This is a genomic window from Phyllobacterium sophorae, assembly GCF_003010965.1.
Taxonomy (GTDB): Bacteria; Pseudomonadota; Alphaproteobacteria; order Rhizobiales; family Rhizobiaceae; genus Phyllobacterium; species Phyllobacterium sophorae.
Genome location: NZ_PGGM01000009.1, coordinates 218605 through 235508 on the forward strand (window position 1 = coordinate 218605; position 16904 = coordinate 235508).

A 16904-nucleotide genomic window follows, 5' to 3' on the forward strand; every position below is an offset into this window, starting at 1 on the left:
GGTATAGAACAGGGAGGGTCGCATGGCCTCGGTCTCCATCAGGGACGTCACCAAGACTTACGGCAATGTCAACGTCATGCATGGCGTTTCGGTCGACATCGAAGACGGCGAGTTCGTCATCCTTGTCGGGCCTTCCGGCTGCGGAAAATCGACACTGCTGCGCATGATCGCCGGGCTTGAGGAAATCACCGGCGGTGAGATTGCCATCGGCAGCCGCGTGGTCAACGATCTGCCGGCGAAAGAGCGCGATATCGCCATGGTGTTCCAGAACTACGCGCTCTATCCGCACATGACTGTTGCGGACAATATGGGCTTTGCGCTCATGCTGAAGAATGCGCCGAAGCAGGAGAAGGAGAGCCGCGTTGGGCGTGCGGCAGAAATCCTTGGTCTGGAAAAGCTGCTGGACCGGTTTCCGCGACAGCTTTCCGGCGGTCAGCGCCAACGTGTCGCCATGGGGCGCGCGATCGTTCGTGACCCCCAGGTGTTCCTGTTCGACGAACCGCTGTCCAATCTCGACGCCAAGCTTCGCGTGCAGATGCGCAGCGAGATCAAAGGTTTGCATCAGCGCCTTGGCACGACGATCGTCTATGTGACGCATGACCAGATCGAAGCCATGACCATGGCCGACAAGATCGTGGTGATGAAGGATGGTCTTGTCGAACAGATCGGCACTCCGCTCGACCTTTACGATTATCCGGCCAACTTGTTCGTTGCCGGGTTTATCGGCTCGCCCGCAATGAATTTTATCAAGGGTAAGGTCGAAGGTGGTGCGTTTGTTACGCCGGACGGCATCAAATTGCCATTGCCAGCCGGCACGGGCTCACCCACGGCCGCTGAGGCGACCTATGGCATCCGCCCGGAACACATCAGGATCGCCGATAGCGGCATCCCCGTGAAGGTCGATGTGGTCGAGCCGACAGGCTCCGAGATCATGGTGGTCGGCAAGATCGGCAATCAGGAGATTTCCTGCCTGTTCCGCGATCGCCTTTCGATCAAGCCGAATGACACGCTCCACGTGGCAATTGACCCGGCGACCAGCCACCTGTTCGACACGGCGAGCGGTGCACGGATCGGCAGCAAGACGCTGCCGAATTAGACTAGACACCGTAGCGCTCGGTGCGGATGATTGCGGCCGGAACATCCGCCGCAATCAGCGCGTCGGAGGCCGCGGTGACAAAGGCATTTGATCCGCAGACAAAAACCTGATTTGGGGGCGATAGCATGCGATGCAGCAATTCCGCGACCATCGCCGGATCGATACGCCGGTCGTAATCGGCAATATGTGCCGCATGTTCGCGCGTCAGGGTCAGCACGAGATCGAAACGATTGCCTTCCTGCTTGAGGGCCAGCAGTTCCTCGCGGAAGATCAGCTCGTCCCATGTTCGAGCCGAGTAGAGCAGCAGGACGGGCGGCGAAGCGTTTTGTGCTGCGCGGTGGCGCAACATTGAAACGAGCGGCACCACGCCGGAGCCGCCGCCGATCAGCAGGATCGGCCCACCATCCTCGACGGTCCAGATGAAATGCCCGCCGATTGGACCACGCAGCTCGATCTCATCGCCGATGGTCGCGACATCATGGAAAAAAGTGGAAACTTCGCCGTCATCGAGCCGCTCGATGGCAAGCTCAATCACGCCGCCACTTTCTGGCGCTGACGCGATCGAATAACTGCGCTGCGCCTGATAGCCATCGGGGGCACTCAGGCGTACATCGACATGCTGACCCGGCCTGTAAGGGAAGATCAGGGACGGCCTGAAGAAGATACTGATAACGCGCGGTGTCTGCCTGACGAGGCCAGTGATGGCCGCCTTCTGCCATTTCGCCTGTGCGGAGACTGCCTGCTCCTGCATTCTCAATCGCCGGTGTAGCGCTGCTCGCGCCACGGATCGCCATAGGTGTGGTAGCCGCGCAGTTCCCAGAAACCGGGTTCGTCGCGTGTGGTGAATTGCAGGCCATTGATCCACTTTGCAGATTTCCAGAAGTAGAGATGCGGGACCAGCAGGCGCGCGGGACCGCCATGGTCCGGCGTCAAGGGCTTGCCATCATAATGAGTGGCGATCATCGCCTTGCCGCCGAGAAGATCTTTCGCAGGTACATTCGTCGAATAGCCGTCATAGGAATGCGCCAGCGTGAATTCCGTTGGCGGCTCTATGCCGGCTTCCGCCAGGACATCGTCAATCAATACGCCCTGCCAGCGCGTATCGAGTTTCGACCAGGCAGTGACGCAATGAATATCGCGGGTAAATTTCGTTTGCGGCAGAGTGTTGAATTCGGCCCAATCCCATTTGATGACTGGCTTGGGACCGGCCTTAAGCGTGAAGGACCAGTCTTCCGTACGGATACGCGGTGTAGGTCCGGCAGACAGGACCGGAAAATCGTCGGTCAGGGACTGGCCGGGCGGGATGCGATCTGTGATTTCCGGCGGTTGCCGCCGGCCGGTAAAGCCGCGTGTCGTCATCGGTTGTCACTCCTGATGCGATACAACCACAGTTGGCAGTCTCCGCCAAGCCCGGAACCTGGCTATCCGTGGTTGATCATGATGTGACGCACGGCCGTGTAATCCTCCAGCGCATAGGCCGACATGTCCTTGCCGTAGCCCGATTGCTTGACGCCGCCATGCGGCATTTCATTGGTCAGCATGAAGTGGGTATTGATCCAGGTGCAGCCATATTGCAGGGTGGATGCAGCTTTCATCGCCTTGGAAATATCCCGCGTCCAGACAGACGAGGCGAGGCCATAATCACTGTCATTGGCCCAGATAACTGCCTGATCATCGTCTTTGAACCGCGTTACGGAAACCACGGGACCAAACACTTCGCGGCGGACGATCTCATCCTCCTGGGTCGCGCCCGCAACCACAGTCGGCTGGAAGAAGAAGCCGTTCTTGCTGCCTGCGCCGCCACCGGTCGTTATCTCGATGTGCTTCTGCTCGGTCGCTCGTTCGACGAAGCTTGCCACGCGGTCACGCTGACGCCCCGAGATCAGCGGACCGATCTCGTTGATCGTATCGTCTTCCTCATTGTAGCGGATGGTCGAAACGGCCGAGGTCAGGTCGGCAACCAGCTTTTCGTAGATGCCATCCTGCGCATAGATGCGGCATGCTGCGGTACAGTCCTGTCCGGCATTGTAATAGCCGAAGGTGCGGATACCATTCACGACTGCTTCAAGATCCGCATCGTTATAGACGATGACGGGTGCCTTGCCGCCCAGTTCCAGATGCGTGCGTTTCACCGTCTTTGCCGCCGCCTGCAGCACCTTCTTGCCGGTGGCAATATCGCCGGTGATCGAAACCATGCCGATCTTCGGATGGTTGATCAGCGCATTGCCAACCGTTTCGCCGCGTCCGAGAATGACATTGACCACGCCCTCCGGCAGAATGTGCGCTAGCAGCCGCGCCATTTTCAACGCAGTGAGCGGTGTTTGTTCCGAAGGTTTGAACACGACGGTGTTCCCCCCGGCGATGGCAGGCGCCAGTTTCCATGCCATCATCATCAGCGGGTAGTTCCAGGGCGCGATCGAGCCGACAATGCCAATGGCATCGCGGCGGATCATCGATGTATGGCCGGGCAGATACTCGCCGGCAACCGGAGACGTGAGCGTGCGGACGGCTCCGGCGAAAAAGCGCCAGCAATCGATGATCGCAGGCAGTTCGTCATTGCGCACCGCATTGATCGGCTTGCCGCAATTCAGCGCTTCGAGCGCAGCGAAATCGTCCGCATGCTTCTCGATGGCGTCGGCGATCTTCAGAAGATATCCGGATCGCTCGGCAGGGGTCGTGCGCGACCAGCTGGCAAATGCTGCTTCCGCCGCGTCGACGGCTGCATCGATCTGGCTGTGGGAGGCCTCGGCAAGGTCAATGATCCTGGCACCGGTCTTCGGATTGAGGACATGTTCCTCGGCTTCCGTTCCGGTTTCGAACTTTGAACCAATCAGCAATTTCGTATCCATGGCATGTTCTCCCAAGATTGATTATTTGCCCGCGCCGGCAATCTGGTCGCCGTCGCGAGTAAGGTAGTAGGCTGCGAGAATGGGCAGGAAGGTCACGATCACCACGACCATCGCCACCACATTGGTTACGGGTCTCTGGCGCGGGCGGATAAGCTCCTGCAGCATCCAGATGGGCAGAGTCGACTGTTGCCCGCCGGTGAAAGTGGTCACGATGACCTCATCGAACGACAGCGCGAAGGCCAGCATGCCGCCAGCCAGCAGTGCGGTGCCGATATTCGGCAGAATGATATAACGGAAGGTCTGGAATCCGTTCGCGCCAAGATCCATCGACGCTTCCATCAGCGAACCGGAGACGCGGCGGAAGCGCGCCACGGCATTGTTGTAGACAACGACAATGCAGAAGGTCGCGTGGCCAAGAACGATGGTCCAGAACGAGAAGGGAATATCCGCCAGGCTGAACGCCGAACGCAGGGCAATGCCGGTGATAATGCCGGGGAGGGCGATGGGCAGGATGACCAGCAGCGAAATGGTCTCGCGGCCAAAGAAGCGGGTCTGGCTGACGGCTGCAGCGCAGAGTGTTCCAAGGGCAAGCGCGATGACTGTCGAAATCGAAGCCACGCGCACCGATAATGACAGGGCTTGCCACACATCGGGTCTGTCCCATGTCACCGCAAACCATTTCAACGTCAGTCCGGGCGGCGGAAACTGATAGCTCTTTTCCTCGGTGGTGAAGGCATAGAGGAAGATAAGCAGCAGTGGCAGGTGGAGGAAGAGCAGCCCGCCAGCAGCAGCCATCTTCAGACCCAGGGGTGCAGTGTTGGAGCGATCAGAGCGCATCGAAAGCCCCCATTCGTCTTGCCCCCCACAGATAGAGGCCCATGATCACGATCGGTACGACCGTGAAGGCCGCAGCCAGCGGGATGTTCCCGGCCGTCCCTTGCTGGGCATAGACCGCTTGGCCGATGAACAGCCGTGAGGAACCGATGATCTGCGGGATGATATAGTCGCCGAGGGTCAGCGAGAAAGTGAAGATGGATCCGGCCACAATGCCAGGCAGGGCCAGCGGAAACAGCACGTGCCGGAAGGTCTGTTGCGGGGTGGCGCCAAGATCGGAGGACGCTTCGATGAGGTTGGTCGGGACGCGCTCAAGCGCTGCCTGGATCGGCAGGATCATGAACGGCATCCACACATAGACGAAGACGATGAACGTGCCGGTGTAGCTCACCGAAAGGGAATTGCCGCCGATGACGGGGAGCGATAGCCAGGCGTCGAGCAGCCAGAGCAGATTGAGCTTGGTTAAGAGCCAGGTCAGGATACCTTCCTTGGCAAGGATGAGCTTCCAGGCGTAGATCTTGACGAGGTAGCTCGACCAGAGCGGCAGCATGACACCGAGATAGAAGAACACCTTCCATTTTCCCCGGGCGTAGCGGGCGGCATAATAGGCGATGGGAAAGGCAATGACAGCCGAGACCAGCGTCACGATGGCAGCCATCGACACTGTCCGCACGATGATGTCGAAATTGGCTTCGTTCAGAAGCTGTCTGTACGTCGCGAGCGTGAATTCATAGTTGATCAGCCCGGAATAGTCGTCGATTGAGAAAAAGCTCTGCAGCAGCAGTGCGAACAGCGAACCGAGATAGATGATGCCGAGCCAAAGAAGCGGCGGCGCAAGCAAAATAGTAAGAAGCACATAAGGGTGCTTCCAGAGGAAATCCGAGACGCGGCTGGTTAGGCTGCCGCGATCCGGGAGAATCGATCGTTGTTCGACGATCGCGCTCATGACGCCTGATCCATCAAATGCAAGTCGGCACGATCGAAGCTCAATGTGACTGGATTGCCTTCAGCGGGGATCGAGGCCGTTGCCGGACTCATGACGTTAATCTTCGTGCCGTTGACACTGACAAGCACGCGATTGGCGGCACCGAGGAAACTGCGCGACAGCACCGTTCCATTGAGGACGAGCTTGCCATCGCCGCCACGACCCAGCGTAATCGCCTCGGGCCGAAGGCTGGCATATTGGTTTGCAGCGCCCAGTTGTTTGACAAATTCTGGCGGCAGGACATTGGAGGAGCCGACGAAATCGGCGACAAAACGGGTTCGCGGCTGCTTGTAGACCTCTTCCGGTGTACCCAGCTGCTGAATCTTGCCGTCGTTGAACACGGCTATGCGGTCGGCCATCGACAGTGCTTCACCTTGATCATGTGTGACGAAGACAAACGTAATGCCGAGGGTTTTCTGCAGGGATTTGAGCTCTTCCTGCATCTGCTCGCGCAGTTTCAGATCGAGGGCGCCGAGCGGCTCGTCCAGAAGCAGAACTTTCGGTTTGTTGACCAATGCGCGGGCGAGCGCAACACGCTGGCGCTGGCCACCCGAAAGCTGGCCCGGGCGGCGGGTTCCGTAGCCGGGCAGCTTCACCATGGCGAGAGCGTCTTCCGCTGCCTTGCGCCGTTCTTCCCTCCCGACGCCCTTGACCATCAGGCCATAGGCGACATTGTCGAGGATACTCAAGTGCGGGAACAGCGCATAATCCTGAAAGACCGTGTTGACGCTACGGCGGTAAGGCGGCACGCCTTCCGCTGTTTCACCGAATATCTCGATGTGCCCGCCGGTTGGCTGTTCGAACCCTGCCATCAATCGAAGGCAAGTAGTCTTGCCTGAACCCGATGGACCGAGCATGGCGAAGAATTCGCCCTCGGCTATGGCAAGGTCGACTGCATCCACGGCACGCACGGCACCGAAGTGGCGCGATACATTCTCGAAGAGGACGGCGGTCATGGTTTGCTCCAGGGTGATCCGCCTCCAACCCTCCCTCTGAGGGGAGGGACGGACCGCAGGTCCGGGGAGGGGGTTGTTAAAAGTATACTAATGTCGCAAAGCCGAGCGTATTTTCAAATTGTCCCTCCCTGCTGCTTCGCAGCCCCCTCCCCACAAGGGGGGAGGGCATGGAGGGTACCCGCGAAAACTCACCGTCCGCCGATCACACCGATATAGTCCGAGACCCAGCGGTGATAGGGAACACACTCGCTTTGACTTTCGCACTTCGACACTGGGGTTCTCCAGAACTTGATCTTGTCGAAATCATTGTAGCCATTGGTTGCGCAGCCTTCATCGGTCAGGAGTTCATTGCCCTTGCAGGCTGCTCCGACCGAAGGATTAGCGCCGAACCAGGCAGAAACATCGCCCTGGACCTTCGTCGAAAGGGAATGCTCCATCCACATATAGGCGCAGTTCGGATGCGGGCTGTCGGCATGCAGCATGGTCGTATCAGCCCATCCCGTGGCGCCTTCCTCGGGGACAACCGATGCGATGGGCTTCTTCTCCGCTTTCAGCAAATTGACCTGGAACGGCCAGGAACCGGAAGCCACCACACCTTCATTCTTGAAATCGTCGATCTGGATCATGGCATCATGCCAGTAGCGTCCGGCGAGGGTCCGCTGCACACGCAGGAGATCAAGCGCCGCCTTGTATTGGTCTTCGTTGAGCTCGTACGGGTTCTTGATGCCCAGCTCCGGCTTGTGGAACATCAGGTAGTTGGCGGCGTCGGCAATGTGAATCGGGCCGTCGTAAGCCTGTATTCGCCCCTTGTTCGACTTGCCGTCCGGCAGGGTCATCTCCTCGAACACGACGTTCCAGCTGGTTGGCGCCTTATCTTTGAAGGCATCCGTATTGTACATCAGCACGTTCGGACCCCAGACATAGGGCACGCCGTAGTGCACATCCTTGACCGTATGCCAGGGCGCTTTCTGCATGCGTTCGTCGAGAGTCTTCCAGCTTGGTATGAGATCGGTGTTGATCGGTTGCACGCGTTTGCCGGCGACGAGACGGAGCGAAGCATCGCCGGATGCGGTGACAAGATCGAAGTCGCCTTCATTCATCAGCGCCACCATCTCATCCGATGTGGCAGCAGTCTTGACGCTGATCTTGCAGCCCGTCTCTTTCTCGAAACCCGTAACCCAGTCGTAAGCCTTGTCGGTGTCGCCGCGTTCGATGTAGCCGGGCCACGCGACGATGGAGAGTTCGCCTTCGCCTTTGCCGAGTTCCTTCAAAGCTTCCTGAGCGAGGACTTGTGTCGTGAAGGCGAGGGACAGCGTCAGTGCCGTGCAGGATTTCAGAATCTGCTTCATCTCAATTCTCCCGTTTTGGTCGCATTTTGCGGCCTATGTTCCCGGAGGTCAGAGTGCCTTTATTTCTCCGCATTCGCAAATTCATTTATGAGAAGGCTGATATCGGAATTTCCGATATCGCATTATTCTAACGGCCGCGGCCGCTGCGGAGAGCTTCGGCGATACCAACAAAATCACGTGCCGACTGTGGAAGACTGGAACCTTTCCGCCAGACCATGCCGACTTGCACGACAGGCAGGGCACCGGAAACATCGCGGCTCTCGATGCGGTCACCTTCAAGCGACCAAGGGCGATAAACAAGATCCGGCAGGAGCGCGATGCCAGCACCCGTGGCGACCAGGCTGCGCACGGCTTCGACCGAGCGCGTGCGGAAGGCAACATGCGGACGCGCACCAAGCGCGGTCAGTAGCTTGCCGGTATCTTCCTCGATTTCATCGACCGTCAGCATGATCAAGGGTTCACTTGCGATATCGTTGACAGAGATAATGTCAGCGCTGACCAGCGGATGACCAAGCGGCAGCCAGAGTCTGTATGGTGATGTCTCGATGATTTCCGCCTGCAGCGCCATGCGGTCACGCAAGTTCGAGATCACCATCACCGCCACATCCAGCTCACCGCCAACCAAAAGGTGCTCGAGGTAAGAGCCGTTGTCCTCAATAGCGCTTACCTCGACGCCCGGGCTGGCACGGCGAAATCGGGCCAGAAGGTCGGACAATACGTAACCGGCCACCAGCGAAGTGACACCCAGGTTGAGCTTGCCCGCCGGTTTGGGCGTTTCTGCGGAAAAAGACCGGCGGGCATCTGAAACACCAGCCAGGATCTTCGTGGCATGCCGCAGGAACTGATGGCCGTTATAGGTGATGTCAAGCCCGCGCGGATGACGCTCGAAGAGTTCAACCCCGAGATCGCTTTCAAGTTCCTTCACTGCCTCGGTGATCGACGACTGTGAAATCGACAGGTTTTGCGCGGCACGCGTAATCGAGCCTTGCTCTGCGACGGCGACGAAATATTGCAACTGCCGGAGTGTGAATGCCATGCCTGACTTAACACTGCGTCGGGCTAAATTGGCAAGCGGGCGGGTTATTCATGCAGGCAATCGAGCTTTGCACATTGTTATTGATATTATTATATTATAAATAGTGTGCAGAGGTTGGGAGGCAGGCAGGGAGGCAGAGCCGTATCGCTTCAAGCGACGGCGATTGTTGGCCGGGCTCCCCAGACATACAAGCAGATAGCAGGCAAAGAGTTGGCAGGCAACGAGCTCACCCATTACGATTTTCGCACGGCGGGCCAATCGCGGACACACCATGGCCATGTCATGCGCGATCTCGGGCTTAAGATCATCAGTGGTGCCTATCCCGAAAACAGCATTCTGCCTGGCGACGCGGAATTGCTCGAGCGATTCGGCGTATCGAGAACGGTGCTGCGCGAGGCGTTGAAAACGCTCGCGGCCAAGGGCTTGATCCAACCAAAGGCCAAGATCGGCACGCGCGTGCTGGAGCGCTCGCATTGGAACCTCTTCGATCCTGATATTCTCGTCTGGCACTTCGAAGCGGGAGCAAGCGCGCATTTTTTGTCCAGCATCGTCGAAATGCGCCTTGCGCTGGAGCCTGAAGCAGCTGGCCTCGCGGCGCTCCGGCGAACCGACGCGCAACTCGAGAAGCTGTATCATTGGGTCGCGCGTATGGGGAGCGCGCGTGAGTCCGCCCAGGAATTCGTCTATAGCGATCTGCAGTTCCACATCGGAATTGCCGATGCTTCCGGGAATCCGTTCATGCGTTCGATCAGTGCCCTGATCGAAGTGGCGCTGGTCACCACCTTCACAATCAGTTCGCCGATACCAAACTCCGAAAGCCACGTCCGCTCGGTTGCAAGGCACGCGGCAATCGCCGACGCGATCAAGGCCGGCGACGCAGAAGCGGCAAAGGAAGCCATGCGTGTCGTTATTCGCGAGGGCGCCGAACGGGTGCTGACGGCCGGCCAGGCCAGAGAAGCCTAGATCCGGCCGGCACGCGAATTCACAGGGCGGTCACTTTAACCTTCAACGGCTTTTCGACCTTGAGCGGGTTACGCAGCGGTAAGCCAAAAGCAGGCGCTTCAATCTCGAACACGTCGCCATTCTCTGCTTTCACACCATCGGCAAAAGAGAGCGTTGCGGTGCCAAACATATGGACATGAACATCGCCGGGTTGGCGGAACACTGCATATTTGAAGTGATGATGTTCGAGATTGGCGATCGTGTGGGACATGTTGTCTTCGCCCGAAAGGAAGGGCTTTTCCCAGATGGTCTTGTTCTTGCGCACGATACGGGAAGCCCCCCGGATATCGGCGGGAAGATCGCCGACGATCAATTCGGGACCAACCGAGCAGGGCCGCAGCTTTGAATGAGCGAGGTAGAGATAATTGACACGTTCCATCACGTGGTCGGAAAATTCGTTGGCGAGTGTGAAGCCGATGCGGAAGGGCGAACCATCCGGGCCGATTACATAGATACCCGCGATCTCCGGTTCTTCGCCGGCATCATCGGCAAAAGCTGGCGATAGCAACGGCTGCCCGGGGCCGGTCAACATGGACCCATTGCCCTTGTAGAACCATTCGGGCTGGACGCCGGTCTGGCCCTTCTTCGGCTTTCCGCTCTCCAGACCCATGCGGAACATCTTCATCGAATCGGTCAGGGTTTCTTCCTGGGCGTCGCCGATCTTGCGGTGCATGGCATCGCGCGTCGCCGCCGATCCGAGATGTGTCAGACCCGTACCGGTCAGATGAATGTGCGCCGGGTCGTGCGTGTCGACCGGTGGAAGCAGGCGGCCTTCCGCATAGGCAGTGGCGATATCCAGTTTCTTGCCAACTCCACGGCTTTCCACGATGTTCGCGATGCCGGTCTTCGCTTCGATCGCCGCGTGCGCCAGCTCAAGTACGGATCGTGTACGCTTCACCTGCCGGAATTCGTCACCAACACGTACGGCGACCTGCCGCTTTCCATTGGCATTCGTCAACTGAACCAGATTCAAGGCTTTCCTCCCGGATTTTTGGGTATATGAATTATCGCCCCCGCAAGCGCGAGAACCACTCTTTTCAAAAATAGTATAATAGTATTATATTGATGTAAACGGTCTTTGGCGGAAGTGGCCAAGGGCGGAACCAGCGGGCGTGGGTGATTTCCACAACGTAGCGAAAGCCCTATTCCAAAAGTCATACTTTTCGGATAGATGTTGAAGCGACCCCGCTCTGGGAGGAACTGGTTCGGTGCAGGAATATCGGTCGCAGCCGGCGATATAGCATCGGACATGATTGAAAACTGGGAGGAACAGACGTGAAAATGCTCAAACTATTTGCCGCGGGATTGATCGCACTTGGTGTGATGGGTACGCAGACCTTCGCTCAGGACAAGGGCTCCGTCGGCATTTCCATGCCGACCAAGTCGTCCGCGCGCTGGATTGCCGATGGCGATAACATGGTCAAGGCACTGAAGGAACGCGGCTACAGCACCGATCTGCAGTATGCGGAAGACGACATTCCAAATCAGCTCGCGCAGATCGAGAACATGGTCACCAAAGGTGTCAAGGTTCTGGTGATCGCCGCCATTGACGGCACGACGCTGTCGAACGTTCTGCAGCAGGCGCACGATGCCGGCATCAAGGTCATCTCCTATGATCGCCTGATCCGCGACTCTGCCAATGTCGACTACTACACCACCTTCGACAACTTCCAGGTCGGCGTCCTGCAGGCAGGTTCGCTCGTCAAGGCCCTTGGCCTTCCGGAGGCAAAGGGCCCGTTCAACATCGAACTGTTCGGCGGTTCACCTGACGATAACAACGCCTTCTTCTTCTACGATGGCGCCATGTCCGTCCTGCAGCCCCTGATCGACAGCGGCAAGCTTGTTGTCCAGTCCGGTCAGACCGGCATGGACAAGGTCGGCACGCTGCGTTGGGATGGTGCTGTTGCCCAGGCACGTATGGATAACCTCCTGTCGGCGTATTATACCGACAAGAAGGTCCATGCCGTCCTTTCGCCCTACGACGGTCTGTCGATCGGTATCCTTTCGTCGCTGCGCGGTGTCGGCTACGGCACGGCCGACCAGCCATTCCCGTTCGTTTCCGGACAGGATGCCGAGGTCCCTTCAGTCAAGTCGATCATTGCCGGTGAGCAGTACTCGACGATCTACAAGGACACGCGTGAACTGGCCAAGGTAACGGCCAACCTCATCGACAAGGTTCTCAAGGGTGAAGAGCCGGAAATCAACGACACCAAGACCTATAACAATGGTGTCAAGGTGGTTCCGTCCTACCTGCTGAAGCCCGTTGAAGTCGACAAGACCAACTGGAAAGAAATCCTGATTGGCGGCGGCTATTATACGGAAGACCAGATCAAGTAGGACTTTGATCAATGCCGAACCCTGCGTTTACCGCGCAGGGTTCGTTGCCATGTCGATAGGGGCTTGCCGGAAAATGTTTTCGGTGGCGCAAGGGCGCAGAGCCAAATATAAATTGCAGAAGGAAACGACGCCCCAGCAGGCAATATTGCTGCAGAAGCGTCGATGAGGATCTCGATGGAAACCATCCTCGAAATGCGCAACATCACCAAGACTTTTCCTGGTGTGAAAGCGCTGAACAATGTCAACCTCGATGTACGTAAAGGCGAAATTCACGCTCTGGTGGGCGAGAACGGCGCCGGAAAGTCGACCCTGATGAAAGTGCTGAGCGGCGTTTATCCGCACGGCAGCTATGAGGGCGAAATCTTCTACAACGGTCAGGAGCAGCACTTTCGCGATATTGGCGACAGTGAAAAGCAGGGCATCATCATCATTCATCAGGAGCTGGCGCTGGTTCCGCTCCTGTCCATTGCCGAGAATATCTTCCTCGGCAATGAACCCGCGAAATTCGGCGTCATTGACTGGCACGTTGCGGAAAACCGCACTCGGGAACTCCTCGCCAAAGTCGGCTTGAAAGAAGATCCGCTGACGTTGATCACCAATCTCGGTGTAGGCAAGCAGCAACTGGTGGAGATTGCCAAGGCGCTATCGAAGGAAGTCGAGCTTCTCATCCTCGATGAGCCGACGGCAAGCCTCAACGAAAAGGACAGCGACGCATTGCTGGCGCTGCTCCTCGAGTTCAAGGCCCATGGCATTTCTTCGATCCTGATTTCGCACAAGCTGAACGAAGTCGGGAAGGTTGCGGACCGCATTACGGTGCTGCGCGATGGCGCTACGATCGAAACCCTCGACAAGGACGAGATTTCGGAAGACAGGATTGTTACGTCCATGGTCGGGCGTCAGCTGGCCGACCGCTTTCCGCAGCGTGAACCCAACATTGGCGAGGTCGTGTTCGAGGTGAAGGATTGGGTGGTCCATCACCATATCCACAGCGATCGCACCGTCATCAATGGCATCAACCTCAATGTCCGCCAGGGCGAGGTTGTCGGCATCGCCGGGCTCATGGGCGCCGGGCGTACTGAATTTGCGATGAGCGTCTTTGGCAAGGCCTACGGACGCAAGATCAGCGGCGAGGTGTTCATCAAGGGTCAGAAAGCTGACGTCTCGACCATTGGCAAGGCGATCGACAACGGCATCGCCTATGTCACGGAAGATCGCAAGACCTTCGGCCTCAATCTGATCGACCATATCAAGCACAATGCCACGATCGTCAATCTTGGCGGCGTTTCGCACAATGGCGTGCTTGATGACATGGCGGAACTGAAGGTGGCGAACGAATACCGCCGCAAAACCAATATCCGTTCATCGAGCATCTATCAGAAGACCGGGAACCTTTCCGGTGGCAACCAGCAGAAGGTTGTCCTGTCGAAATGGCTGTTTGCCAATCCGGATCTGCTGATTCTTGACGAGCCGACACGCGGCATCGACGTCGGCGCAAAATACGAAATCTATACGATCATCAACCAACTGGTAAGCGAAGGCAAAAGCGTGCTGATGATCTCGTCGGAAATGCCAGAGCTGCTCGGCGTCTGCGACCGGATCTATGTGATGAACCAGGGCAGGCTTGTCGGCGAAATGCCGGCCAGCGAAGCCAGCCAGGAAAAAATCATGCGCGCCATTATCCGTGCTGAAGGGAAAGCATCATGACTATTGAAACCGCAGCAACCCAAGGGAAAAAAGACTTCAAGACGGACGGATCCGCGCTGAAAGGCAACTACCGCGAATACGGTCTGGTGCTGGCACTCATTCTGATCATGCTCTTCTTCCAGTTCACCACCAACGGTGTGTTGTTCAGGCCGGTCAACCTGACCAATCTGGTATTGCAGAACAGCTACATCATCATCATGGCTCTCGGCATGCTGCTGGTGATTGTGGCTGGGCACATTGACCTTTCGGTTGGCTCGGTGTCCGGATTCATCGGTGGGCTTGCCGCCGTCATGATGGTGCGATGGCAAATCCACTACATTCCGGCGACGATTCTTTGCCTCGTCATGGGCGGCGCCATTGGCGCGGCTCAAGGCTACTGGGTTGCCTATCACAAGATACCTTCGTTCATCGTCACCCTGGCCGGCATGCTCGTGTTCCGCGGGCTGGCGCTGTGGCTGCTGGGTGGCCAGTCCGTCGGTCCATTCCCGCCGCAATTCCAGTTGCTGAGTTCCGGCTTCATTCCCGACTTTTTCGCCTATCCCGGCTTCAATATCACCTCGATGCTCGTCGGCATCATCCTCGTGGCGCTGATGATCTATTTCAGTGTGCGCGGCCGGGCCAAGCGCGAGAAGCATGGTTATGAGGGCGAACCCTTTGCACTCTTTGTCGCCAAGAACCTGATCATCGCCGGTATCGTGCTGTTCCTCACCTATCTGCTGTCCTCCTATAAGGGGCTGCCGAATGTCCTGATCGTCATGTCGATCCTGATTGCGCTGTTCGTCTTCGTCACCAAGCGCATGACGGTCGGCCGCCGCATCTACGCGATGGGCGGCAATGAGAAGGCAGCGAAGCTTTCCGGTATCAAGACCGAACGGCTGACCTTCCTGACCTTCGTCAACATGGGTGTTCTTGCGGCGCTCGCCGGTCTGATCTTCGCAGCACGCCTGAACACCGCGACACCGAAGGCGGGCCTCGGCTTCGAACTCGACGTGATCGCGGCCGTGTTCATCGGCGGCGCGTCGGCAATGGGCGGCGTCGGCCAGGTGATGGGTGCGGTGATCGGTGCCTTCATCATGGGCGTCATGAATAACGGCATGTCGATCATGGGCGTCAATATTGACTGGCAGCAGGTGATCAAGGGCCTTGTCCTCCTCGCGGCCGTCATCTTCGACGTCTACAACAAGAACAAGGCATAGATAGCTGTCTCTTTGAACCAAGCGGCCCCGTCCCACAAAGACGGGGCCGCTTGCGTTTGTGAGTGCCGGATTGTGTTTTTTTGACACTGCGTTTGCGGAATGCATGAATACTGATGGTATGGCGGGCCCGGTGCATCGCTGGCGGCTATCTGCGGAAAGCCGTGTCGAACAGGAGTGCTCATGAAAACTTTTTACGCGCAAGAGCAGAAACACCACGATCCGAAGGGCTTCCTTTCGAGCGGGGCGCCAAAGCCCAATCCGGAAAAGCCGGAACGCACGGAGCGGTTGCTCGCCGGTGCGCGTGCTGCGGGCAGTACCGTTCATCGCCCGGACAATTATGGGCCCGGTCCGATTGCAGCGGTGCATAGTCCGGAATACCTGGAATTCCTGCAGAATATCCACCAGCGCTGGCAGCTCCTTCCTGGCGCATCCGCGGAGGTGGTTCCCAATATTCACCCGTTCACGCGCGCGGGAAGCTATCCGGCTTCTGCCGTGGGGCAGGCCGGCTACCACATGGCTGATACGTCCTGCCCGATTTCGGCGCAGACCTGGGAAAGCGCCTGCTGGAGTGCCTGGAGCGCGGTGGGGGCTGCAGAATCGGTGATGTCGGGTGCACCTGCGGCATATGCTTTGTGCCGCCCGCCCGGCCATCATGCATTCGCCGATGTCGCGGGCGGCTTTTGCTTCATCAACAATTCGGCGGTCGCAGCACAAAGATTGCGCACAAAGGCTGCACGCGTTGCAATTCTGGATGTCGATCTGCATCACGGCAATGGGACGCAGGGCATTTTCTACGCGCGTCGCGATGTACTGACCCTTTCGGTCCATGCGGATCCAGTCAATTTCTATCCCTTCTTCTGGGGCTATGCCAACGAGCGCGGCGAGGGCGCTGGCCTCGGCTACAATTGTAACCTGCCGCTCCAGCACAAGTCCGGTGACGACGTTTTTCTGGAAGCGGTCGCCGCTGCCAGCAAGCGCATTGAGGCTTTTGCGCCGGAGGCGCTGGTTGTTGCCCTCGGTCTCGACGCTTTCGCAGGCGATCCGTTCGGCGGGCTGTGTGTTTCCACACCGGGCTTTGCACGCATCGCCGAGGCGATCGCGAAACTCCGCCTGCCGACGGTGATCGTCCAGGAGGGCGGCTACCTCTGCGATGAGCTTGGTGACAATCTCACCTCATTCCTCACGGGGTTTGGTGCGGCGGCCTGATTTTCTTTTTCGCCGGCAAATCGCCGGCCGCATCGAAGGCCTGTAAAATGGGTGCTCAAGGCCCTAATCCGAAAGACTTATCCCCAGGGTATGTTGTTGAGATGGAAAAGTTTGGAAAAATTGAAAAAGGTGTGTTGACAGTTTTGTTGGGTGGGGTCTATATACCGGCACAACGAGGGCGGGGCGCCGCTGGCGGTTGCTGAATGCGCCCTAAGGTTTGCTAGGCGGGAATGCTGAGGCAGGCGGTCTTTGAGAGCTTTAGGGATTGTTGCGGAAGTGACATTCTTTTCGGTTTTTCCGGTTTTGTGTAAACCGGAAGGCTTTTGTGCCTGACCGGAAGGTTGGGTTTGTTTG

16 protein-coding genes are annotated in these 16904 nt (G+C 57.9%); 6 read left to right on the plus strand and 10 right to left on the minus strand.

Annotated elements, in window-relative coordinates:
- The first annotated feature begins 22 nt into the window (after positions 1-22).
- Positions 23-1096: an ABC transporter ATP-binding protein gene (locus CU103_RS19430; protein ID WP_106665691.1), complete on the plus strand. Its 1074-nt coding sequence runs from the start codon at positions 23-25 to the stop codon at positions 1094-1096.
- 1 nt (position 1097) lies between these two features.
- Here CU103_RS19430 and CU103_RS19435 read toward each other — a convergent pair whose 3' ends face one another.
- From CU103_RS19435 to CU103_RS19470, 8 genes are all read right to left on the minus strand, one after another.
- Positions 1098-1847: an FAD-binding oxidoreductase gene (locus tag CU103_RS19435; protein ID WP_106665692.1), complete on the minus strand. Its 750-nt coding sequence runs from the start codon at positions 1845-1847 to the stop codon at positions 1098-1100.
- A 2-nt stretch (positions 1848-1849) separates the two neighbouring features.
- On the minus strand, positions 1850-2455 hold the full coding sequence (locus CU103_RS19440) for a sulfite oxidase-like oxidoreductase (protein WP_106665693.1): 606 nt from the start codon (positions 2453-2455) through the stop codon (positions 1850-1852).
- Between the two features lie 62 nt (positions 2456-2517).
- Complete coding sequence (locus CU103_RS19445) at positions 2518-3945, minus strand: gamma-aminobutyraldehyde dehydrogenase (protein ID WP_106665694.1); 1428 nt, start codon at positions 3943-3945, stop codon at positions 2518-2520.
- A 21-nt stretch (positions 3946-3966) separates the two neighbouring features.
- The gene (locus CU103_RS19450; protein ID WP_106665695.1) at positions 3967-4782 is read right to left on the minus strand and encodes an ABC transporter permease; all 816 of its coding nucleotides are present in this window, start codon (positions 4780-4782) and stop codon (positions 3967-3969) included.
- Positions 4772-5725: an ABC transporter permease gene (locus CU103_RS19455; protein WP_106665696.1), complete on the minus strand. Its 954-nt coding sequence runs from the start codon at positions 5723-5725 to the stop codon at positions 4772-4774. Before CU103_RS19455 ends, CU103_RS19450 begins: the two co-directional genes overlap by 11 nt.
- Positions 5722-6720 carry an ABC transporter ATP-binding protein gene (locus CU103_RS19460; RefSeq protein ID WP_106665697.1) on the minus strand — a complete coding sequence of 333 codons (999 nt, stop codon included), beginning with the start codon at positions 6718-6720 and terminating at the stop codon, positions 5722-5724. The genes CU103_RS19455 and CU103_RS19460 overlap by 4 nt, the downstream gene beginning before the upstream one ends.
- Positions 6721-6908: 188 nt before the next feature.
- Positions 6909-8069 carry an ABC transporter substrate-binding protein gene (locus CU103_RS19465; protein WP_106665698.1) on the minus strand — a complete coding sequence of 387 codons (1161 nt, stop codon included), beginning with the start codon at positions 8067-8069 and terminating at the stop codon, positions 6909-6911.
- A gap of 127 nt (positions 8070-8196) precedes the next feature.
- Positions 8197-9105 (minus strand): LysR family transcriptional regulator, encoded by a 909-nt coding sequence (locus tag CU103_RS19470; protein ID WP_106665699.1) that lies wholly within the window; start codon positions 9103-9105, stop codon positions 8197-8199.
- Positions 9106-9315: 210 nt separating this feature from the next.
- Between CU103_RS19470 and CU103_RS19475 the strand changes: the two genes are divergently transcribed.
- Entirely contained in the window at positions 9316-10068 is a 753-nt protein-coding gene (locus CU103_RS19475; protein WP_245448885.1) for a FadR/GntR family transcriptional regulator, read from the plus strand.
- Between the two features lie 19 nt (positions 10069-10087).
- On the opposite strand, the gene araD1 is transcribed toward CU103_RS19475, so the two are convergent.
- On the minus strand, positions 10088-11080 hold the full coding sequence (gene araD1, locus CU103_RS19480) for an AraD1 family protein (protein WP_106665700.1): 993 nt from the start codon (positions 11078-11080) through the stop codon (positions 10088-10090).
- A gap of 308 nt (positions 11081-11388) precedes the next feature.
- On the opposite strand from araD1, the gene chvE reads away from it, so the two are divergent.
- From chvE to CU103_RS19500, 4 genes are all read left to right on the plus strand, one after another.
- On the plus strand, positions 11389-12444 hold the full coding sequence (gene chvE / locus CU103_RS19485; protein WP_106665701.1) for a multiple monosaccharide ABC transporter substrate-binding protein: 1056 nt from the start codon (positions 11389-11391) through the stop codon (positions 12442-12444).
- A 174-nt stretch (positions 12445-12618) separates the two neighbouring features.
- Positions 12619-14148 carry a multiple monosaccharide ABC transporter ATP-binding protein gene (gene mmsA, locus CU103_RS19490; protein WP_106665702.1) on the plus strand — a complete coding sequence of 510 codons (1530 nt, stop codon included), beginning with the start codon at positions 12619-12621 and terminating at the stop codon, positions 14146-14148.
- On the plus strand, positions 14145-15344 hold the full coding sequence (gene mmsB, locus CU103_RS19495; protein WP_106665703.1) for a multiple monosaccharide ABC transporter permease: 1200 nt from the start codon (positions 14145-14147) through the stop codon (positions 15342-15344). Before mmsA ends, mmsB begins: the two co-directional genes overlap by 4 nt.
- Before the next feature lie 180 nt (positions 15345-15524).
- A complete protein-coding gene (locus CU103_RS19500; protein WP_106665704.1) occupies positions 15525-16550 on the plus strand; it encodes a histone deacetylase family protein in 1026 nt (341 codons plus the stop codon).
- A gap of 77 nt (positions 16551-16627) precedes the next feature.
- Here the strand turns inward: CU103_RS19500 and CU103_RS31775 are convergent.
- A partial coding sequence (locus CU103_RS31775) for a hypothetical protein (RefSeq protein WP_210203795.1) occupies positions 16628-16904 on the minus strand: 277 nt, incomplete at its 5' end.